The sequence below is a fragment of the Oceanicola sp. S124 genome, assembly GCF_000220565.1.
Lineage (GTDB): Bacteria > Pseudomonadota > Alphaproteobacteria > Rhodobacterales > Rhodobacteraceae > Pseudooceanicola.
Map to the genome: position 1 here is coordinate 1 of NZ_AFPM01000144.1, position 20,148 is coordinate 20,148.

At 66.0% G+C, this 20,148-nt stretch carries 20 protein-coding genes and 1 tRNA gene; 17 read left to right on the forward strand and 4 right to left on the reverse strand.

Translation table 11 applies throughout. The features are described from left to right. From OS124_RS0109840 to OS124_RS0109855, 4 genes are all read left to right on the forward strand, one after another. On the forward strand, positions 1-587 hold a 587-nt coding region (locus OS124_RS0109840; protein ID WP_010139400.1), incomplete at its 5' end, for an SDR family oxidoreductase. Beyond that, the gene (gene rfbA / locus OS124_RS0109845; protein WP_010139402.1) at positions 584-1,453 is read left to right on the forward strand and encodes a glucose-1-phosphate thymidylyltransferase RfbA; all 870 of its coding nucleotides are present in this window, start codon (positions 584-586) and stop codon (positions 1,451-1,453) included. The genes OS124_RS0109840 and rfbA, both read left to right, overlap by 4 nt. A gap of 96 nt (positions 1,454-1,549) precedes the next feature. After that, positions 1,550-2,707 (forward strand): DUF2793 domain-containing protein, encoded by a 1,158-nt coding sequence (locus tag OS124_RS24250; protein WP_010139403.1) that lies wholly within the window; start codon positions 1,550-1,552, stop codon positions 2,705-2,707. 42 nt (positions 2,708-2,749) lie between these two features. Next, positions 2,750-3,064: a hypothetical protein gene (locus tag OS124_RS0109855; RefSeq protein WP_138919486.1), complete on the forward strand. Its 315-nt coding sequence runs from the start codon at positions 2,750-2,752 to the stop codon at positions 3,062-3,064. On the opposite strand, the gene OS124_RS0109860 is transcribed toward OS124_RS0109855, so the two are convergent. Then, the gene (locus OS124_RS0109860; protein ID WP_138919487.1) at positions 3,065-3,793 is read right to left on the reverse strand and encodes an ABC transporter permease; all 729 of its coding nucleotides are present in this window, start codon (positions 3,791-3,793) and stop codon (positions 3,065-3,067) included. Positions 3,794-3,989: 196 nt separating this feature from the next. Between OS124_RS0109860 and OS124_RS0109865 the strand changes: the two genes are divergently transcribed. Next, on the forward strand, positions 3,990-5,144 hold the full coding sequence (locus OS124_RS0109865; RefSeq protein WP_010139406.1) for a capsule polysaccharide export protein: 1,155 nt from the start codon (positions 3,990-3,992) through the stop codon (positions 5,142-5,144). Then, positions 5,144-5,806 (forward strand): ABC transporter ATP-binding protein, encoded by a 663-nt coding sequence (locus OS124_RS0109870; protein ID WP_010139407.1) that lies wholly within the window; start codon positions 5,144-5,146, stop codon positions 5,804-5,806. The genes OS124_RS0109865 and OS124_RS0109870 overlap by 1 nt, the downstream gene beginning before the upstream one ends. 851 nt (positions 5,807-6,657) lie before the next feature. Here OS124_RS0109870 and OS124_RS0109880 read toward each other — a convergent pair. Then, a complete protein-coding gene (locus tag OS124_RS0109880) occupies positions 6,658-7,311 on the reverse strand; it encodes a GntR family transcriptional regulator (RefSeq protein WP_010139408.1) in 654 nt (217 codons plus the stop codon). Positions 7,312-7,682: 371 nt separating this feature from the next. On the opposite strand from OS124_RS0109880, the gene OS124_RS0109885 reads away from it, so the two are divergent. The 7 genes from OS124_RS0109885 (at position 7,683) to OS124_RS0109915 (ending at position 14,130) form a co-directional block, all read left to right on the forward strand. Further along, on the forward strand, positions 7,683-8,702 hold the full coding sequence (locus OS124_RS0109885) for a TRAP transporter substrate-binding protein (protein ID WP_010139409.1): 1,020 nt from the start codon (positions 7,683-7,685) through the stop codon (positions 8,700-8,702). Positions 8,703-8,765: 63 nt separating this feature from the next. Further along, entirely contained in the window at positions 8,766-9,533 is a 768-nt protein-coding gene (locus OS124_RS0109890) for an SDR family oxidoreductase (RefSeq protein ID WP_010139410.1), read from the forward strand. 23 nt (positions 9,534-9,556) lie between these two features. After that, positions 9,557-10,324: a PfkB family carbohydrate kinase gene (locus OS124_RS24255; RefSeq protein ID WP_010139411.1), complete on the forward strand. Its 768-nt coding sequence runs from the start codon at positions 9,557-9,559 to the stop codon at positions 10,322-10,324. Positions 10,325-10,351: 27 nt separating this feature from the next. Continuing rightward, complete coding sequence (locus OS124_RS0109900; protein WP_010139413.1) at positions 10,352-11,347, forward strand: phosphoglycerate dehydrogenase; 996 nt, start codon at positions 10,352-10,354, stop codon at positions 11,345-11,347. 3 nt (positions 11,348-11,350) lie between these two features. Further along, the gene (locus OS124_RS0109905; RefSeq protein ID WP_010139414.1) at positions 11,351-12,283 is read left to right on the forward strand and encodes a dihydrodipicolinate synthase family protein; all 933 of its coding nucleotides are present in this window, start codon (positions 11,351-11,353) and stop codon (positions 12,281-12,283) included. A gap of 69 nt (positions 12,284-12,352) precedes the next feature. After that, the gene (locus OS124_RS24260; protein ID WP_010139415.1) at positions 12,353-12,850 is read left to right on the forward strand and encodes a TRAP transporter small permease; all 498 of its coding nucleotides are present in this window, start codon (positions 12,353-12,355) and stop codon (positions 12,848-12,850) included. After that, positions 12,850-14,130 (forward strand): TRAP transporter large permease, encoded by a 1,281-nt coding sequence (locus OS124_RS0109915; protein WP_010139416.1) that lies wholly within the window; start codon positions 12,850-12,852, stop codon positions 14,128-14,130. The genes OS124_RS24260 and OS124_RS0109915 overlap by 1 nt, the downstream gene beginning before the upstream one ends. 493 nt (positions 14,131-14,623) lie before the next feature. Here OS124_RS0109915 and OS124_RS0109925 read toward each other — a convergent pair. Beyond that, positions 14,624-14,700 (reverse strand) — tRNA-Arg (locus tag OS124_RS0109925). 854 nt (positions 14,701-15,554) lie between these two features. Beyond that, positions 15,555-15,866, reverse strand: coding sequence for an ETC complex I subunit (locus OS124_RS0109935; protein ID WP_010139417.1), 312 nt, complete (start codon positions 15,864-15,866; stop codon positions 15,555-15,557). A gap of 148 nt (positions 15,867-16,014) precedes the next feature. On the opposite strand from OS124_RS0109935, the gene uvrB reads away from it, so the two are divergent. The 4 genes from uvrB to OS124_RS24270 all read left to right on the forward strand — a co-directional run. Next, the gene (gene uvrB / locus OS124_RS0109940) at positions 16,015-18,213 is read left to right on the forward strand and encodes an excinuclease ABC subunit UvrB (protein ID WP_010139418.1); all 2,199 of its coding nucleotides are present in this window, start codon (positions 16,015-16,017) and stop codon (positions 18,211-18,213) included. Continuing rightward, positions 18,210-18,743 (forward strand): YdcF family protein, encoded by a 534-nt coding sequence (locus tag OS124_RS24265; protein WP_010139419.1) that lies wholly within the window; start codon positions 18,210-18,212, stop codon positions 18,741-18,743. The genes uvrB and OS124_RS24265 overlap by 4 nt, the downstream gene beginning before the upstream one ends. Positions 18,744-18,809: 66 nt before the next feature. Then, positions 18,810-18,998, forward strand: a complete 189-nt coding sequence (locus OS124_RS0109950; protein ID WP_010139420.1) for a PLDc N-terminal domain-containing protein — start codon at positions 18,810-18,812, stop codon at positions 18,996-18,998. A gap of 320 nt (positions 18,999-19,318) precedes the next feature. Continuing rightward, on the forward strand, positions 19,319-20,148 hold an 830-nt coding region (locus OS124_RS24270; RefSeq protein WP_010139421.1), incomplete at its 3' end, for a lipid A-modifier LpxR family protein.

Below are 20,148 nucleotides of genomic sequence, written 5' to 3' on the forward strand. Positions count from 1 at the left end.
GCATCCCCTTCCTGCATGTCTCGACCGATTACGTCCTGGACGGCAGCGGCAGGGATCCGAAGAACGAAAGCACGCGCCCCGGGCCGCTGAACGCCTATGGCGCCAGCAAGCTGGCGGGCGAGGAAGGGATCCGCGCCGCCGGTGGGCACTGGGCGGTGCTGCGCACCTCCTGGGTGTTCTCGGCCCATGGCGGGAATTTCGTGCGTACCATGCTGCGCCTTGCCGAGAGCCGCGACAGCCTCTCGGTCGTCGATGATCAGCTGGGCGGGCCGACACCCGCCGCCGACCTCGCTGCGGCGCTGCTGGAAATGGGGATGCAGATGCAGGGGGGCAAGCCGGGCGGGCTCTATCACTTCGCCGGGGCGCCCGAGGTCAGCTGGGCCGACTTCGCACGCGAGATCTTCGCGCGCGCCGGGCGCCGTGTCACGGTGACCGACATTCCGACCTCGGCCTATCCGACGCCGGCGCAACGTCCGCTGAATTCGCGCCTCGATTGCCGCCGTTTCGAGGTCGACTTCGGTATCGCCCGGCCGGACTGGCGGGCCGGACTTGCGGCCGTGTTGGCCGAACTGGGGGCAAGTGCATGACACGCAAGGGGATAATCCTGGCCGGCGGCTCGGGGACGCGGCTCTATCCGATCACGATGGGGGTGTCGAAGCAGCTTCTGCCGGTCTACGACAAGCCGATGATCTACTACCCGCTGTCCGTGCTGATGCTCGCCGGCATCCGCGAGATCGCGGTGATCACCACGCCCGAGGACCAGCCGCAGTTCCGCCGCCTGCTGGCCGATGGCCGTCAGTGGGGCCTGTCCTTCACCTTCCTCGAACAGCCGCGGCCCGAGGGGCTGGCGCAGGCCTACCTGCTGGCCGAGGACTTCCTGGCGGGCAGCCCCTCGGCCATGGTGCTGGGAGACAACCTGTTCTTCGGCCATGGCCTGCCCGAACTGCTGAAGACAGCGGGTGCGGCCAGCGAGGGCGGCACGGTCTTTGGCTATCGCGTGGTCGATCCCGAACGCTACGGGGTCGTCGATTTCGCCCCCGACGGCCAGGTCCGTGCCATTGTTGAGAAGCCGCCGGTCGCGCCCTCGCCCTACGCGGTGACCGGGCTCTATTTCCTTGACGGATCTGCACCGCAGCGGGCGCGACAGGTCCGGCCCTCGGCGCGGGGCGAGCTTGAGATCGTCTCGGTGCTGGAAAGCTACCTGTCCGAGGGCAGCTTGCAGGTGCAGCAGATGGGGCGCGGCTATGCCTGGCTGGATACCGGCACCCATGGCTCGTTGCTGGACGCGGGGAACTTCGTGCGCACCCTGTCCGAGCGGCAGGGGCAGCAGATCGGCTCGCCCGACGAAATCGCCCATCACATGGGCTGGATCGGAGATGCCGACCTGCGGGAACGCGCCCGGATCTTCGGCAAGAACGCGTATGGTGCCTATCTGCTGGGCCTGCTGGAGTGATCCGGGCACCGTGCGCTGGGGTGAAGGCAAGTTAAGGCCGCCCCGCCTAGCGTCTGGACGCGGGCAACCAGGCCCGAGCCTATCCAGGAGCCCCAGATGTCCGACCGTTCTGCCAGCCTGTCGCTGCCCTATCTGCTGCCCAGCCAGGCGCAGAAGCATGTCACCCACAACGAGGCGCTCAGCATCCTCGATGCCCTGACCCAGCTTTCGGTGGCGAACCGGGATGTGACGGCGCCCCCCGCTTCTCCGACCGCCGGCGATCGCCATATCGTCGCCGCTGGCGCGACCGGGGCCTGGGCCGGAGAGGACGGCAGGGTGGCGGTCTTTGACGGCACGGCCTGGGTCTTCCATGCGCCGCAGCCCGGCTGGCGCGCCTGGGTCGAAGACGAGGACCGCCTCGTCACCTGGCGCGGCGGGGCCTGGCAGGACGACGCGGGGCTGCCGCTCGAGACAGCGCAGATCGGGGTCAACAGCGCGTCGGATGCCGTGAACAGGCTGGCGGTTTCGGCCCAGGCGACCCTGCTGACCCACGCGGGCACAGGACACCAGGTCAAGGTGAACAAGGCCGGAAGCAGCCATACGGCCAGCCTGCTCTTCCAGTCGAACTGGAGCGGGCGGGCCGAGATGGGCCTGGCCGGTGAGGACGACTTCTCGGTCAAGGTCAGCGCCGATGGTGCCACCTGGGTGACCGCGCTCCGGTTCAGCGGGGCCGATGGGACGGCCTCTGGGGATGCCGTGCAATCCGATGCCGGGGACGACACAGCTGGCAGGCTGATGACGGTCGGCGCCTTCGGCCTCGGGGGGGCGGCGGTGCCCGCGCCCTCCGACGATGCGGACAACTGCACGGGCGGCGGGATCTGGTCGCTTGGCGCGACGGGGGCCAATGGCCCGGTTGGCGATCCCTCGGGGGGCAGCCTGCTGACCATGCCGGGCGCGGTCGGGGTGCGGCAGGTCTTCGCCAGCGCCGATGGCACGCGTCTGTGGTTGCGCAGCCATGATGGCAGCAGTTGGGGGGGCTGGTCCGAGATCGTGTCGCAGGCCAGCGTCGTCGGCACCGTGTCCCAGGCGGCGGGTGTGCCGACCGGCGCGGTGATCGAGAGCGGTGCGAATGCGAACGGTGAATATGTCCGCTGGGCAGATGGAACGCAGATTTGCACGAATGGCGGGGCTGCAATCTCGACCGACCCGGCGACCTTCAGCGGTACGTCGGTATCAATCGACGGCGGCAAGCTGAAGATTGGCCGCTGGTTCTGACCGTGGCCTTCCCCTTGTGCCGCAAAGTGACCGGAGCCTGAGATGGGGCGACTGGACAGGGACCCGCTTTTGCAACCCTCGAAGCAAGTGGATGAGACCGAGCGCCGCCGCGCCCGCATGAAAGCCGAGTGCCGCAGCCGGATCCGCGCCGTGATCGACCTGCCGGCGCAGGTGAACCTGCAGGGGGCGGCTTTGGCCGGGCTGCTCAGCTATGAAGAGGCCGAGGTCTTCCGGGCCGGCCAGGAATGGATCCTGGACATGCGCCGGGCCGCCAGGGGGCGATCCTCGGATCCGGGAAGGTTCGGGGATTGGCCCGAGCCGCCCGAGGGGCTGGTGGCGCTGGCGCGACGTTTCTGATCAGCGGCGCAGGATCTCCCGGTGGTGGCGTCGCAGGAAGAGCAGGCCGAAGGCCAGGGTCCCGAGGCCCAGCAGGGCGACGTAGCCGGGAGAGGCCCAGCTGGCATCGTAGCTTGGGTAGATGCCGCGCCTGAGAATGCCGATGACATGCACGAGGGGGTTCCACCACAGCCAGTCGCGGAAGGGCGGAGGCACGCTTTCGAAGAGGAAGAAGATGGTGGAGATGATGAACATCGGCCGCATCAGGATCGACCAGCCGTGGACCCAGACCGGGTAAAGGCCCTGCAGCAGGCAGTTGAGGGTGCCGAAGCCAAGGGCCAGGAGGGCACAGAGGCTGTAGGCTTCGAAGATTGCCTGGAAATCCAGGATCGCGCGGGTGCGGTAGAAAAGCAGGATACCGGCGAAGAGCAGGTAGCTGACCATGAGCTGGGTGGCGAGGTTCAGAAGGAATCGCGCCAGCAGAGCATCGCGCCAGGCGACTCCGGGAAAGGCCAGAAGTGGTCGCGAGAACTCCAGGGATTGCGCGATCCGTCCGACCAGATGGGCAAAAAGCGTGAAGGGCAACATGCCCGTCGCATAGAAGAGCGGGAAGCTGACCCCCAAACCGGGGTTTCGCAATGCCACGGAAAAGATGAGCGACATCAAAGCGATGCCTGCCACAGGCTCGATCACCGCCCAGAGGTAGCCACCGGGGGCCCGGCCATGGCTGGTCGCCATCTCGCGCAACATCAGCGCGAAGATCCGGCGAAGAGCCGCGGCACGCCGGTCTGCCCGGACCGGAAGCGGTGGAGGATAGGAAATGCCCTGTTTCAAGAGGTGCTGTTAACCCTTTCCTGACGGTTGCGACTCTACCTTCGGCGACATGAGTGAACAAACCGCAAATCCCGTTCTCGCCGAACGCCTTCCGGCCCTGACGAGGGTCCGAATGCCCGCGCCCCATGTGGTCCGGCCGCAGGGCCCTCCGGCACGGCGTCGGCAATACTGGGTGGCGGCCAGTTTCCTCGTCTGCGTGGTTCTGCCATTGGTCCTGTCGGTCTGGTACCTCTGGGTGCGGGCGGCAGATCAGTATGCCTCGACGCTGGCGTTCACCGTCCGCTCGGAAGAAAGTACGCCGACACTCGAGCTGCTTGGCGGATTGTCCGAGATCTCGGGCGCAAGTTCTTCCGACACCGACATTCTCTATTCCTACCTGCACAGCCAGGACATCGTCGCAGCCATCGCCGGGGATCTGGATCTGCGTGCGATCTGGTCCCGGCCAGGCATCGGGTTGCGGCGGGGCGATCCGGTCTTTGCCCTCGACCCAGAGGCGACGATCGAGGATCTCGTCGATCACTGGCAGCGCAAGGTGAAGGTCTTCTACGACGGGGGCACCGGACTGATCGAACTGAGGGTCCTGGCTTTCGACCCCTCCGAGGCGACGGCCGTGGCGGAACAGATCTACGAGAAGAGCTCTCGTATGATCAACGCCTTGTCGGACGCGGCGCGCGAGGATGCGATCAGCTACGCCCGCGATGAGGTCGCCCTGACCCTGGAACGCCTGAAAGAGGCGCGACAGGCGATGACCACGTTCCGCAACCGGCATCAGATCGTCGATCCCGGTGCCGAGCTCGAGGCGCGCATCCGATTGCTGGGGGAATTGCAGGGGCAACTGGTCGAGGCGCAGGTGGACCTGGACATGCTGCTGGCGCGGCCGGCCCGCAATGACGTCCAGCTGATGAACGCCCGACAGAAGATCGAGATGATCGAGCGGCGAATCAGTGCTGAACGGGTCCGCATGGGCGCTGAGGGTGGCGGAGCGGAGGGCAGGGCCTTCTCGCAGTTGATGGGGGAGTTCGAAGTGCTTGCCGTGGAACGGGAATTCGCCGAGGCGACCCACCGGGCGGCCCTTGCCCATTTCGATGCTGCACAGGCAGAGGCGCGACGCCAGAGCCGCTATCTTGCGGCCCATGTCAGGCCGACGCTGGCCGAGACCGCCCGATATCCCGAACGCGGCCTGCTCCTGCTCTATGTCGGGCTTTTCCTTGGGCTGGGCTGGTCGATCGCCGTGCTCAGCGCCTATGCGGTCCGGGACCGGGGGTGATGATCCGCCTGCAGGACCTGACGAAGGAGTTCCGCCGCAGTGGCCAGTGCATCCGCGTGGCGGATCGGATCAGTGCCTCCTTCCCGACGCGTCGTTCGGTCGCCCTTCTGGGGCGCAACGGCGCCGGAAAATCGACCCTGTTGAAGCTGATCGCCGGGACCGAGGACGCCACCTCGGGTTCGGTGATCTCGACCGGCACGATCTCCTGGCCAGTCGGTTTCGCCGGAGCGTTCCACCCGCGACTGACCGGTGTGCAGAACGTGCGTTTCGTGGCGCGCATCCATGGCGTGGACAGCGACGCGCTGCTGGATTTTGTCCAGGATTTCGCTGAGCTGGGCGCGAAGATACGCCTGCCCTTCGCCAGCTATTCCGCGGGAATGCGGGCACGGTTGGCCTTTGGCCTGTCGATGGGGCTGGGGTTCGACACCTACCTCGTCGACGAGATTACCGCCGTAGGAGATGCGGCCTTTCGCCGGCGCAGTGCCGAGCTTTTCCAGGAAAGGCTGACGCGGTCGGGGGCGGTGGTGGTCAGCCACTCCATGGCGCAGATGCGTGAGCTTTGCGATATGGGGGCGGTCCTGGAAAATGGCCATCTCACGCTTCACGATGACATCGAGGATGCGATCGCCCAGCATGAGGAAAACATGGCCCGCGCGGCTTGATGCAGGAGGGCGGCGCCAATTGCTGTTCGTCCAGGACCATCGCCGTGAACCTGTCGATGTCGTTCACTTTGCCATGGTCATGCGCGCTGATCGGCATGCCCCCAGAGGCAGGCGGGCATTCTGGGCATGTGCCTCAGGAATACCGTGGTCATTGCTGCCTTCCGACCACGACGCCTTTCCAGCCCGAAGGTTCGTGTCAGCAAATCAGTGACAAGGCCGCGCGTGAGACGCAGGCAAATCGAGGCACTTCAGGACATCGACAGGAACGAGGTCGTGGACATTGGCATCAGCGCTTTCGGCATGGGGATACCGTCTGTGCTGGGCGCGATAGGCGTCTTCGCGAGTCCTTCTCCGGACGGATGAAGAACCTGGAATGCACAGGGGCGACCCTTGATGAAGGTCGGGAGGCCTTCGTTGCGTTGTCACTCAGGGTGGTGACGCTTTGGCGGGATGATGACGGTGCAAGTTGAAGGCCGGTCAGAGCACCCACCCTTTGCAATCGTTGTCGTGGCCCCGATCGCAGTGGGCCGCGTGGACGCACTGGCGACACGTCCTGAACCGCATGCGTGAGAGCAAAAGAGCCTAATCGCCTGCCTTCCGGGAGAAGAGCGGACGGGGTGGTTGCCCAATCGTGGGATGGATGGTGCAATCCAAGGCGCTGGTCGCACCTGCCGACCGGGGCACCACTGTGGGTGATGTGCGGGGGAATGGGGCGAAAGCGCGTTTGGACCTGCCTGGCCATTCCGGCTCTTGGCGCTGGGAGGACTGGGGATCAGGGGGCCATCGAGACACGATGCGGCCGCGAACTCGCCTGCAGTGTCCGGCCAGCCCGTGCGTGCGCCTTGCCGCGCTCAGCTCGGCGTTCCCCCTAGCGCCAGTGTCAGCGACTTGGCGATGTGCGTTTCCAGCGCCGCGCGGCAGGCTGTGGCGTCACCGTCATACATCGGCACGAGGAAGGCGAGGTGTTCGGTCGCGACACGATTGGACATGTAGGGGGTCACCCGGAGGCGGTGCTGAACGGCCATCCGGATCTTGATCGCCGTCACACGGTAAACATTCATCACCAGGTCGTTGCGCATCGAGGCGATCATCGCGGAATGGATCTTCCAGTCGAGTTTCTGCAAGGCATCCGCTTCGTCCTGGGTCGCGATGTCGTCTCCGTGAAGGGCCTGCTCATTCGCCTGGATCCAGTCGGCGATGCTGGCGCGGGGAATGTTCTGAATGGCGTCGTCGACTGACCCGAGCTCGAGCAGCATGCGCAGCTGGTAGGCTTCCCGGATAAAGGCCACATCCATGCTTGGCACCATGAGGCCGCGTTTGGGAAGTGCCTGCAGCAAACCCTCTGCTTCGAGCCGGGAGATGGCTTCACGGATCGAGCCCAGGGTGGTGCCAGTCAGTTCCACGAGTTCGCGTTGCGAGATGAGCTGACCCGGCTGGATCGTGCCTTCGTTCAGCAAAGACTCGATGCGACTGTAGGCGGTGGTCCGCATCATCTGATCCGACACTTTCTGTCCTCCCTTCGTGAAGCGCTGCATGGCGCGCGTCGATCAAGACGCGCCTGATCTGACATGTCAGTCAAGGCCAAAGCCTGCGACGCCGCTTGGCGAGATCAATCTGTAACAGGAGTATACCCATACGATAAGCATAATAATGGTCTGCAGGCTGCGCACCTATCTAACAGTTGACTGACATGTCAGTTTGGCCTAGCGATTGGCTATCTCGTGATCCGCTGACCTGAAACGGCGCCGCGGGGAGGAGTGGAGGAGTGTTTCGGCACGGCGCAGGCCCCGACGCGGGGCAGGAGTTCCGGCGCGCGCAGGCGGGCGGGACATGCCGGGCGCGTGCTGTGGCATCCGCAATTGTCGTGGAGGACCTGATGACGAAACTCATGAATACCGTCGCCGGTGGCATTGTCATGCTCACTGCATCCGCAACATTCGCCCAGGCTGCAGAGCACGAGATGATCCTCGCGATGCAGCTTTCTGATCCCGAGAACCCGATCTACCAGGCCTTCGAGTACATCGAGACCGAGATCGAGGCGCGCAGCGAGGGCCGGATCGATGCCAAGCTCTTCGGGGGCGGGGCCCTTGGCGGTGACCGCGAAGTGGCGGAAAGCATCGCGCTTGGCGACGTTCAGCTGACCACCACCAGCACCTCGCCGCTGGTGCCGTTCGTCTCGGAGCTGGCCGTCTTCGATCTGCCCTACGTGTTCCCGGCGGACTCCGCACAGCTGCAGACCGTGCTTCTGGACAGCAGCTTCTCGGAAAGCCTCGGCCAGTACATGGAGCCGGTGGGCTTCCGCCTCGCGGGGTTCTTCAACTCGGGCTTTCGTCAGCTGACCACCGCCGATACGCCCGTTCACAGCGTGGAAGACATCGCCGCGGCGAACCTCCGCATCCGCGTTCAGGAGAACCCGTTCCACATCGAACTGTGGAACCTGCTTGGCGCCGCGCCGACTCCGGTGGCCTATACCGAGCTTTACGGCGCGCTGCAGCAGGGGGTGGTCGACGGGCAGGAGAACCCGTTCATCAACATCCTGTCGAGCAAGTTCTACGAGGTGCAGGGCTACCTGACCGAGACCAGCCACATCCTGCTCGCCAGCGCGATCATCATGGATAACGCATGGTACAACGGTCTCCCCGAGGATCTGCAGGCGGTGGTGGATGCGGTGTTGTCCGACGCCATGACGCAGCAGTGGGATGCCCAGAACGCCGCCATCTCCGAGCAGCGCGCCGCCCTTGCCGAGCACATGGAGATCATCGAGCTGACGCCCGAACAGCTGGCGGGTTTCCAGGCCGCGACCGAGCCGATGGTCGGCCAGATCCGCGAGGCAGTCGGCGATGAGCTGGTCGACGGTCTGCTCTCGGCCATCGAAGCCTCTGCCACCACGAACTGATCTCGTACCCTGCGCGCTGCGTCATCGTGGCGCGCAGGCGTGACGCTACCAAAGGAATCTCACATGATCGCCGAACTTTTCGATCTGACCGGCAAGGTCGCCTTCGTGACGGGCTCGAGTCGGGGGATCGGCTTCGCCATTGCCGAGGCCCTGGCGGATGCCGGCGCCCGCGTGGTTCTCAACTCCCGCAGTGACGCCAGCCTCGAGACCGCCCGTGAGACGCTTGCCGCGAAGGGCTACGAGGTGCACGCCATGCCCTTCGACGTGACCGACACGGCCGCCGTCGCCGCCGGCGTGGCGCGGATCGAGGAAGAGGTCGGGCCGATCGACATCGCTGTGAACAACGCCGGCATCCAGCGCCGCGCGCCCTTCATCGATATCGAGGAGGACCTGTGGCGCGACGTCATGGAGACCAACCTCAACGCGGTGTTCTTCGTCGCAAGGGAGGTGTCGAAGCGCATGGTGGCGCGAAAGTCGGGCCGGATCATCAACATCTGCTCGCTGGCAAGCGAGGTCGGCCGCCCGAGTATCGTGCCCTACACCACCGCCAAGGGCGCGGTGCGGATGCTGACCAAGGGCATGTGCTGCGAGCTTGCCGGGCATGGCATCCAGGTCAACGGCATCGGGCCGGGCTACTTCCGCACCGAGCTGAACACCGACCTGTTCGAGAACAAGGAGTTCAACGATTGGGTCTGCGCCCGCACCCCTGCTGGCCGTTGGGGGGAGCTGGACGAGCTGAAGGGCGTTGCGGTGTTCCTGGCGTCGGATGCGGCGAGCTTCATGAACGGGCAGGTCCTCTATGTCGACGGCGGCCTGCTGAGCGGCATGTGACGCCCGGAGCGGGATCCCGGACCATGATCATCAGCGTCGGATCGCTCAATGCCGATCTCATCTGCCGCGTGGCGGAGGTGCCAGCCGCCGGGCAGTCCATCGCTGCCAGGGGCTTTCCGCTCGAGGCAGGCGGCAAAGGGGGCAACCAAGCGGTTGCCGCCGCCCGGGAGGGTGCCGAGGTTCTCAAGGCCGGTGCCGTTGGTCATGATCCCCTGGCCCGGGGCGCCCTGCGGACCTTGCAGGGCGAGGGCATCGACCTGTCCCATGTCCGCACCTTAGACGCGCCGACCGGAACTGCCACCATCTTCGTCGATGATGCCGGTCTCAACCGCATCACCATCTCTCATGGTGCCAACACAGAGGCGCAGGCCGGCGCCCTTGGCGACGATCTGTTGCGCGGCGCCTCGACGGTTCTTCTGCAACTGGAGATCCCGGTGACCGAGGTCGGGGTCATGGTTCTGCGCTGCGCCGATCTTGGCGCGCGGACCATCCTCAACCTCGCGCCAGCGCGTGCCGTCCCGCACGTGGTGCTGCGCGCCGCCGGGCTGCTGGTCGTGAACGAGGACGAGGCCGACAGCCTGGCGGCCGGACTGGGCTGCGCACCCACGGCGATGGCGCTTTCGGCGGCCCTTGGCACGGATGTGCGGCGCACCATGGGTGGGGCCGAGGCCGCCTGCGACGGCACACTCCCGACCGTCGAGGCCCTGCCCGTCGACGCCATCGACACCATCGCCGGAAGCCACTCCAGCCTGCCGCGTGCGGGCGACACCGACCGCCTCGTCGCGGTCTGACATCACGTTTTCAACCCGGGAACCGACATGAACACCAAGGGAAAAATCCTCGTCAATACAGAGCAGTTCAAGGCGGGAGATGCCCTCTTCGCTCCGCTTGAACGCGCCGGTTACGAGGTCGAGGTCAACGAGACCTTCCGCCTGCCGTCCGAGGACGAGCTGATCGAGAAACTGCAGGACAACGTCGTCGCCACGATCGCCGGCGGAGAGCCCTACACCGCGCGCGTCTTCGAAGCGGCACCGTCCCTTTCCATCGTCGCACGCTGGGGCGTGGGCTATGACAAGGTCGACACCCAGGCCGCCACCCGTCACGGCATTCCGGTGGCCATGGCCTTCGGCGCCAACCATGAAAGTGTCGCGGAATTCGCCCATGCGATGGCCTTGTCGCTGGCCTGTCGTATCGGCCCGCGCGACCGCATGGTGAAATCCGGCGAATGGTCCTTCGACGGGTTCCACCCCGGCCTCTGGGGCCGCACGGCAGGGATCGTCGGGCTGGGCCGGATCGGCGGCGCCATGGCGCGGCGTTGCGTTGCCAGCCGGATGCGGACCATGGTCTTCGATCCCTGGGCGACCGACGCGCAGCTTGAGTCCCTGGGTGTCGAGCGTGCCGAAACGCTGGAGGGGCTCTTCGCCGAGGCCGATCTCATTTCGATCCACGCGCCCTCCACCCCCCAGACCCGTCACATGGTGAACGCCGAGCGTCTGGCGCTGGTCAAGCCGACGGCTATTCTGGTGAACACCTCGCGCGGGCCGCTGATCGACGAGGCAGCGCTGGTCGATGCCCTGCGCGAAAAGCGCATCGGCGGCGTCGGCCTCGACGTCTTCGAGACCGAACCGCTGCCCGCCGCCTCTGCGCTGCGCGGCTTCGACAACGTGCTGCTGTCGCCGCATGTCTCGGGCATGGACCGCATGGCCGAGAAGCTGGTGACCGAGCGCTGCGTGAGCAACATCCTCGACCATTTCGCCGGACAGCCCGAGAAGATCCGGCCCTATGTCGTCAACCCCGAAGTCCTGAAAGGCTGAGCCATGACCCAGCGTATCGAGGGGATCATCCCCGTCATGATCACGCCGTTCAACGCGGACGGCACCATCGACATGGAGGGCACCGCCCGGCTTGTCGACTGGTACATCGAGAACGGCAGCGACGCCCTCTTCGCGGTCTGCCAGTCGAGCGAGATGCAATTCCTGTCGCTTGAGGAACGCGTGGCCCTGGCCCGACACGTGGTCGAGGTCGCGGATGGGCGGGTGCCCGTGATCGCCTCGGGCCATGTCAGTGACGGGCTGGTTCAGCAGGCGGAAGAGCTCAACGCCGTCGCCGCGACCGGTGTCGACGGTCTGGTCCTCGTGACCAACCGGCTCGACGCGGGGCAGAAGGGGGGGCGTGCCTTCCTCGACGATCTCGACAGGCTGCTGGGGGAATTGCCGGCGGAGATGCCGCTGGGGCTTTACGAATGCCCCGCCCCCTGCCGACGCCTGCTGAGCGACGACGAGCTGACGTATTGCGCCCGAAGCGGCCGGTTCGGCATTCTCAAGGACGTCTCCTGCGATCTTGAGACGGTCACCCGGCGGGTCGCCCTGACCGAGGGCACGCCTCTGGCCATCGTGAACGCCAATGCCGCCATCGCCCACGCGGCGATGAAGGTCGGGGCGCGCGGCTTCACGGGGGTGTTCACCAACTTCCATCCCGACCTCTACAAGTGGCTGCTGACCAAGGGGGCCGCCCACCCCGAGCTTGCGGAGGATCTGGCGATCTTCCTTGCGCTGGCCGCCATGGCCGAGCCGATGGGCTATCCCAAGCTGGCCAAGCACTACCACCAGCGCCTCGGCACCTTCGGCCACGCCGGAAGTCGCACCGTCGACGTCGACATCTTCGAAAAATTCTGGGCCCTCGAGCCGCTGCTTGAACACATCGAGACGGGCACCGCGCGCTTCCGTGCCCGCATCGCGGCCACCGCCTGACACCCGGACCTGCGCCCGGCCCATGTGCCGGGCGCAGATCGACATGGTCATCAAGAGAGGGAGGTTCGCGTGAAGACCCTGAAATATCTCGAACGCAATTTCGAAAGGCTGCTCCTGACCGGAGCGCTGATCGCCATGGCGTCAGTGCTCTTCGCACAGGTCGTGATGCGGTATTTCCTTCGTTCGCCCTTCTCATGGTCGGAAGAGCTGGCGCGCTATATCCTGGTCTGGGCGGCCATCGTCGGCGTCAGTCTCGCGGTACGGGAAAGTCGGCACATCCGTGTTGATTTCCTGCCTCTGGTCTTCGGCCCGCGCAGTGAACGGTTGTTCTCGATCATCTCGCACCTCGGGGTGCTCGCCTTCAGCCTCGTGATGATCAGCGCCGGGCTGCCGCTGATCGAGCGGCTGGCGCGCATCGGGCAGACCTCTCCGGCGCTCGGTATCCCCATGTGGACAATCTACCTTGCGATCCCGGTCGGCTTCGGCCTCACCGTGCTGCGCACGCTTCAGGCGCTCTACTTCGACATCATGCGGCCCCGGCCGGCCCAACCGCAGGAGGATGTCTGATGTATCCCGCCCTTGCCATCGTCTCGTTCTTCGTCCTGCTCCTGCTGAGCGTCCCCGTTGCCATTGCCCTCGGCTTCGGTGCCATCATCCCGGGTTGGTTCGGTGCCCCGGTCAATACCGGCCAGATGGCCCGAACCATCATCACCGCCATCGATTCCTTCCCTTTCCTCGCCGTCCCGCTCTTCATGATGGCCGGAGACCTGATGACCCAGGGCGGCCTGGCGCGGCGCCTCTTCAGCTTCGCGGACGCGGTGATCGGCCGCCTCAACGGTGGCCTGGCCATCGCCACGGTGCTTGCCTGCATGCTCTTCGGGGCGATCTCGGGTTCCTCTCCGGCGACGGTCGCGGCCATCGGGGCCATGGCGGTGCCGCTGCTGACGGCGCAGGGCTACGATCTGCGCTTCGCCACGGTCCTGGTGACCGCCTCCGGCACGCTCGGCGTGATCGTGCCCCCGAGCATTCCGATGATCATCTACGGCATGTCCGCAAATGTCTCGGTCAGCGCCCTGTTCATCGGTGGCGTGATCCCCGCCTTGCTGATCGGCAGCATCCTGATGATCTACGCCTTTTGCTACGGCACGTTGCACAAGGACAGGATCACAACCTCGGCGGGCAACGTCACGATCCTCGGGGCGCTGCGCGACGGCTTCTGGGCGCTGCTCGCCCCGGTGATCGTGCTCGGCGGCATCTATTCGGGGATCTTCACCCCCACCGAAGCGGCCGCGATCGCCGTGGCCTACAGCATTTTCGTCTCGGTGGTGATCTTCCGGGAGCTGACGCTTGCCGGTGTGCTGAAGTCGATTTCGGGCACGGCCCTGACCATTGCGCCGATCCTGATCCTTGCCGGCACCGGCGCCGCCATCGGGCGCACGCTGAACCTGCTGGGCGTTCCCGGCATGCTGGGCGATCTGATCGGCGGTGCCGTGTCCGAGCCGCTCATGTTGCTTCTGCTCATCAACGTCATGCTCCTGGTGGTGGGGATGGTGATGGAGACCATTGCCGCCATCATCGTCCTGACGCCGATCCTGCTGCCGATGATGACCCAGTACCAGGTGGACCCGGTGCATTTCGGGCTGATCATGACGGTGAACCTTGCCATCGGCTTCATCACGCCCCCGGTGGGAGCCAACCTCTACATCGCGAGCGGTCTGACCGGGCTGAGCGTGTTGCGAATCGCGCAAGGGCTGGTCGTCCCGCTGGTGCTGTTGCTCGTGGGCCTGCTGATCATCACCTATGTGCCGCAGCTCACCCTGTGGCTGCCGTCGGTGATCGGAGGCTAGCCCCTGCTGGCGGAAGGGAGTTCCCCTCCGCAGGGCATGCTTCAATCAGGTCGCAGGGGCGGGGCCGGCTTGGCGCGGCTGCTCAGGTCGAAGAAGGAGGTGTTCTTCACCTGCTTCAGCTCGGCTCTCACGTCAATGCGCGCTCCTGCGGGGGAGGGCGAACCCCGCGCCCATCCTTTGGCCGAGCGGGTCGTGCATCTTCCGCGTGGCGTCCTTCGGACGTCCTGTTCTATCGGAATGCACCGGGCGGCAAGACAACATCGTTCCGGCGACCTGGGGTCGTCGGAGGCGAGGCAATCCGCCTTTCTCAAGGACCACGCGATTGGGCCGGGCAGGCCGCCACCGGGGCGTCTCTCGTGGACGCTCAGGACGCGCTGGACCTATTCGCCACATTTCGACGGCTGATGGTGGTCATCGATCCACCACGCCCTTACGGCCTTGGCCTGAGCGGCATGAAAGGCACCAAAGAGCGTCCATTCGCCTCATGGGCAGCTGGCGACCCCGGAAGGACTCGAACCCTCAACCTGCCGATTAGAAGTCGGCTGCTCTATCCAGTTGAGCTACGGGGCCGCTGCGATGGCCTTTTCAATCAATCTGACGCGCTTGGCAAGCGCTGCTAGAGCCCGGCCGCGAGGGCTCTCACTCCCACGGTGAGTAGCAGCACGACGAACACCAGGATGATCGTGTACCAGAGGCCCGGCATCTGCGAGGGCTCCTTTTTCGCATAGCATCTTCCACAGTGGTTTCCCGCAAAACGCATGTGGTGCCCGCAGTCCTTGCAATGAAATAGTCTCAAAGTCATGGTCGGATGTGTCCCCAATCCGCTCCTGATGCGCTGAAATACGCATGTATAAACGTCCCCTCGATCAGTTACCTTCGCTGGTGCAGAAAGTGCAATACCGAAACATACGAACACGGACGCTTACGCCGATGTGGCGCAGATTGGCACTATGAAGGGCGGGGTTGGTCAAAAGACGTGCGCAATCGGGCTGGGCGGGGACACGCACCCTTCAAGGCGTTGCGGCCATGGATCAATGTCGGAACAAACGCTTGGCCGAACGACGCAGGCGCGTGTCGCCGCCTTGCAATCTTGCAACACCACCTGGTCCGGGGCGCCTGGAAGAAGGCCATCTCGGCGCGCCCGAAAGCGCGGCGCACACCGGCGTCGGTGAAACGGTCACCGAGGCCTTGCCACGTTGCAGCGGGCTCTGCCGGGTCTCTGTTGTTGTGGTAACGATAGAACGCATTGCCTCGGGACACGTCACCCGGGATCCCGAAAGCGCGGCGTTTGGCTGGGCTGTGGGCAGGGCTCACGACCGGGCCGTTGTCAGGCCGTGGCCGCCCGAAGACGTGGCCTGAAGGAGCTGGTTCCCGAATTCCTGCGCAGGAACTGTCCGGCGCCGAGTGCCGCCGCGCCTCTACGCTCAGTGCGTCCAGGCGCCGCGGCGGTTGGTGGCGAAGTTCTCGCCGTAGCCGAAGGGGCGCACGTTGGCCTTGCGGCTCTGGGGTTCGGTCACCACGGCGTCGATGCCGTGCTCGGCGGCGTAGTCCAGCGCGGCTTCCTTGCTGTCGAAACGCAGGCGCACCTGGCTTTGCGTGTCCGAGGAGGAGGTCCAGCCCATCAGCGGGTCCACTTCGCGCGCGGTCTCGGGGAAATAGTCGAGAACCCAGGTCCGCGTCTTGGCGGTGCCCGATTGCATGGCGGTCTTGGCTGGGCGGTAGATTCGTGCGCGCATGGCAACCTCCTTCGGTTGGGCTCTCTTATCCGGAATTTCTTGACGATCTGCAAGCGCGGGCGGGGTCATGTCAGCAGCGCGGCGGCAGCCGGGGTTGAACCTGCGCGCAAAGAGGACAAATCTGGAACGAACCCGGATCGGAGCCCCCATGCCCTACGCCAACAACGATCAGTCCCAATCGCTGATGCACGCCCCGGCGCCCGACGTGAAGTCGCGCGAGAAGCTGGAGGGCGGCAAGCGCCTGGTGATGCGGACCGAATTCGCTCCTGCGGGGGACCAGCCGACGGCCATCGCCGAGCTGACCGGCGGTATCCTGCAGGGTGATCGCGACCAGGTCCTGCTGGGCGCCACCGGCACCGGCAAGACCTTCACCATGGCCAAGGTGATCGAGGAAACCCAGCGTCCGGCGATCATCCTGGCCCCGAACAAGACGCTCGCGGCCCAGCTCTACGGCGAATTCAAGGGTTTCTTCCCGGACAATGCCGTCGAGTATTTCGTCAGCTTCTACGACTACTACCAGCCCGAGGCCTATGTCGCGCGCAGCGACACCTACATCGAGAAGGAATCGCAGATCAACGAGCAGATCGACCGGATGCGCCACTCGGCCACCCGGGCACTGCTGGAACGCGACGACGTGATCATCATCGCCTCGGTCAGCTGCATCTACGGTATCGGCAGCGTCGAGACCTATGGCGCGATGACCCAGGACCTGAAGGTGGGCCAGCAGTACGACCAGCGCGCGGTGATCGCCGACCTTGTGGCGCAGCAGTACAAGCGCAACGACCAGGCCTTCCAGCGCGGCAGCTTCCGGGTGCGCGGCGACAGCCTGGAGGTCTGGCCGGCGCACCTTGAAGACCGGGCCTGGAAGCTGTCATTCTTCGGCGAAGACCTCGAGAGCATCACCGAGTTCGACCCGCTCACCGGCCAGAAGACCGATACCTTCGAGCAGATCCGTCTCTATGCCAACAGCCACTACGTGACGCCGAAGCCGACGATGAAACAGGCGGTGATCGGCATCCGGCAAGAGCTGCGCCAGCGGCTGGACCAGCTGGTCGGCGAGGGCAAGCTGCTGGAAGCGCAGCGGCTTGAGCAACGGACGAATTTTGACCTCGAGATGCTTGAGGCCACGGGCGTCTGCAACGGCATCGAGAACTACTCTCGCTACCTGACGGGCCGCGCGCCGGGCGAACCGCCGCCGACTCTGTTCGAGTTCATTCCCGACAACGCCATCGTCTTTGCCGATGAGAGCCACGTCAGCGTGCCGCAGATCGGCGGCATGTACCGGGGCGACTACCGGCGCAAGTTCACCCTGGCCGAACACGGCTTCCGGCTGCCCTCCTGCATGGACAACCGCCCCCTCAAGTTCGAGGAGTGGGACGCCATGCGCCCGCAGTCGGTCTATGTCAGTGCCACGCCGGGGTCCTGGGAGCTTGAGCAGACCGGAGGCGTCTTCACCGAACAGGTGATCCGCCCGACGGGCCTGCTGGATCCGCAGGTCGAGATCCGCCCGGTCGAGATGCAGGTCGACGACCTGCTGGACGAGATCCGCAAGGTCTCGGCCGACGGCTACCGCACGCTGGTCACCACGCTGACCAAGCGCATGGCCGAGGATCTGACCGAGTACCTGCATGAGCAGGGGATTAAGGTGCGTTACATGCACTCGGATATCGACACGCTGGAACGCATTGAAATCCTGAGGGATCTGCGGCTCGGGGCCTTCGATGTGCTGATCGGGATCAACCTGCTGCGCGAGGGGCTGGATATCCCCGAATGCGGGCTGGTGGCGATCCTGGATGCCGACAAGGAAGGTTTCCTGCGCTCGGAAACCTCGTTGATCCAGACCATTGGCCGGGCGGCGCGAAACGTCGATGGCCGGGTGATCATGTATGCCGACCGCATCACCGGCTCGATGGAGCGCGCCCTGGCCGAGACCGAGCGGCGGCGCGAGAAGCAGATCGCCTACAACGAGGAACACGGCATCACCCCGGCGACGGTGAAGAAGAACGTCGATGACATCCTGGCCGGGCTCTACAAGGGCGACGTGGACATGAACCGCGTCACCGCCACCGTCGACAAGCCGCTGGTCGGGGCCAACCTGCAGGCCCATCTCGACGGGCTGCGCGACGAGATGCGCAAGGCGGCCGAGAACCTCGAGTTCGAAGAGGCCGCCCGGCTGCGCGACGAGGTCAAGCGGCTGGAGGCCGTCGACCTGGCGGTCAGCGACGACCCCATGGCGCGGCAATCGGCGATCGAGGCGGCGGGCGAGGCGGCGACCAGGTCGCGCGGGCGCTCGACCGCAGGACGGCCGGGCCAGCGGGGCGGCAACGTCAAGCGCCGCAAGCGATGACGGCCACGGCGCTGGTGCTGGGCGCGGCGGTGCGACCCGACGGTTCTGCATCGCCCATGCTGCGCCGGCGCGTGATGGAGGCCGCCCGCCTCTATAAGTCCGGAGAGGTCTCGCGGTTGGTGCTGTGCGGCGGGGTCGGGCGGCACGGGCCGTCCGAGGCCTCGGTCATGGCCGGCATCCTGCGCGCGGAAGGGGTGCCCGTCGCGGCGCTGGTGCTTGAGGACCGCTCGACGGACACGATCCTGAACATCTCGCGGGCCCTGGCGCTCTGCCCGGATCTGCGCGGGGCTTGCGCGCCCGGGGTGGGGCACAGCGTGGGGCCCGAGGTGGTCATCGTGACGGATGTCTTCCATGCCCCCCGGGCCCGGATCATCGCCGCTCACCTCGGCCTGCGCAGCCGGGCTTCGTGCCCGCCGCCGCCCCGCCTCGCAACCCGGGTCCCGGCCTGCGCGAGGGAGATGGCCTCGATGCTCAAGGTGCTGGTCTGGATGCTGACGGGGTATCGGCTGGGCCGGGGCACGGGGTGCTGAGGGAACCAAATCCCCCTGTTCAGGCGTTGTATCGGCAGAACTGACGCAAGCATTGGAGCCGAAACAATGGAATTTGGACTTCTGGGACTGATCGTCCTGATCGCCGATATCTACGCCATCTACCAGGTTCTGACCTCTGCCAGCTCGGCCGGGTCGAAGATCCTCTGGACCCTGCTGATCCTGATCCTGCCGGTGCTCGGCTTCGTGATCTGGCTGCTGGCCGGTCCCCGCGGTGGTCGCGCCGTCCGGCTTTAAGCCCGGGTCGCATCCCGCCGGTCCCGCGGACAAGATTTCCCCGGACCAGATCCGTGGCCGCGTCCCTTGCCGGGGGCGCGGCCTTTTCCGTCCAGCGGCAAGGCAGGCCGAAGCAGGGCAGGTGGGGTGGGGCAGGTGGCCTGAGGCAGGTGGGTTGTCACCCACCCTACGCCAGCTGCCGGCCCCGGTGAAGTGAAAAGCGCATCTGCTTTCTGGGATGGAAAGGCCACAGCGCGCCCCATGCGACCGGGGATCGCCTATCGGCAAACCCCGTTTTGGGCTACTCTGTCCGGGCCGGGGGGCATCTGATCGGGACACATATGCGCAGCCTTTTCGCCGCCGGCCTCTCCTCTTGCCTGATGATCCTCCTTCTGGCCGTACCGCCCGCCGCGGCGCGCGAGAGGCTGGGCTATGGCCGTCTCGTCTCGAATGACGTGGTGGGGGACGGGCAGGACCGCTGGCGCACCGGCTCGGTCGCCTCGTCGCGGGTCTGGGGCTCTCACTGGGGTGGCCGGCTGCCCGACACGCCCGGCGATCTGCTGGAGCTGCGCTTTCTCGGCCAGATCATCGGACCGGATAACCTGAGCACCCCGGCTCCCGGCGACCGCCGCTATGCGACGGCCCTGTCGCTGGGCCTGCACAGCCATTTCGACCTGGGCGGTTTCGAGACCGCGGTCGGCGGCGACCTGGTCGTCACCGGCGAGGAGACCGGCCTGCCGGATGTCCAGGATGCGCTGCATGACCTGCTGGATGTGGCCGGGCCCTCGCAGGCAACGCGCGCCAGTGCCGTCGCGTCGGGCGTGCATCCCACGCTGGTGCTGGAAAGCGGCCGCAGCTTCGCTGCCGCAGGTGCCGAACTGCGCCCCTTCGTCGAGGGCAGGTTGGGCGACGAGACCCTGCTGCGGGCGGGCATCGACATCAGCTTCGGCCGCATCGGCCGGGGCGAACTGCTGGTGCGCGATCCGGCCACCGGCCAGCGCTACCGGGTGATCCGGGATGAAGCGGCGCGCGGCCTCGGTTTCGTGATGGGGGGCGACATCGCCCATGTCGGCAGCTCCATCTACCTGCCCGACGCAGAGCTGCGCGGGACGCGCAGCCGGCTGCGCGCAGGCATGCACTGGCAGGGCGACCGCTTCGGCGGTTTCTACGG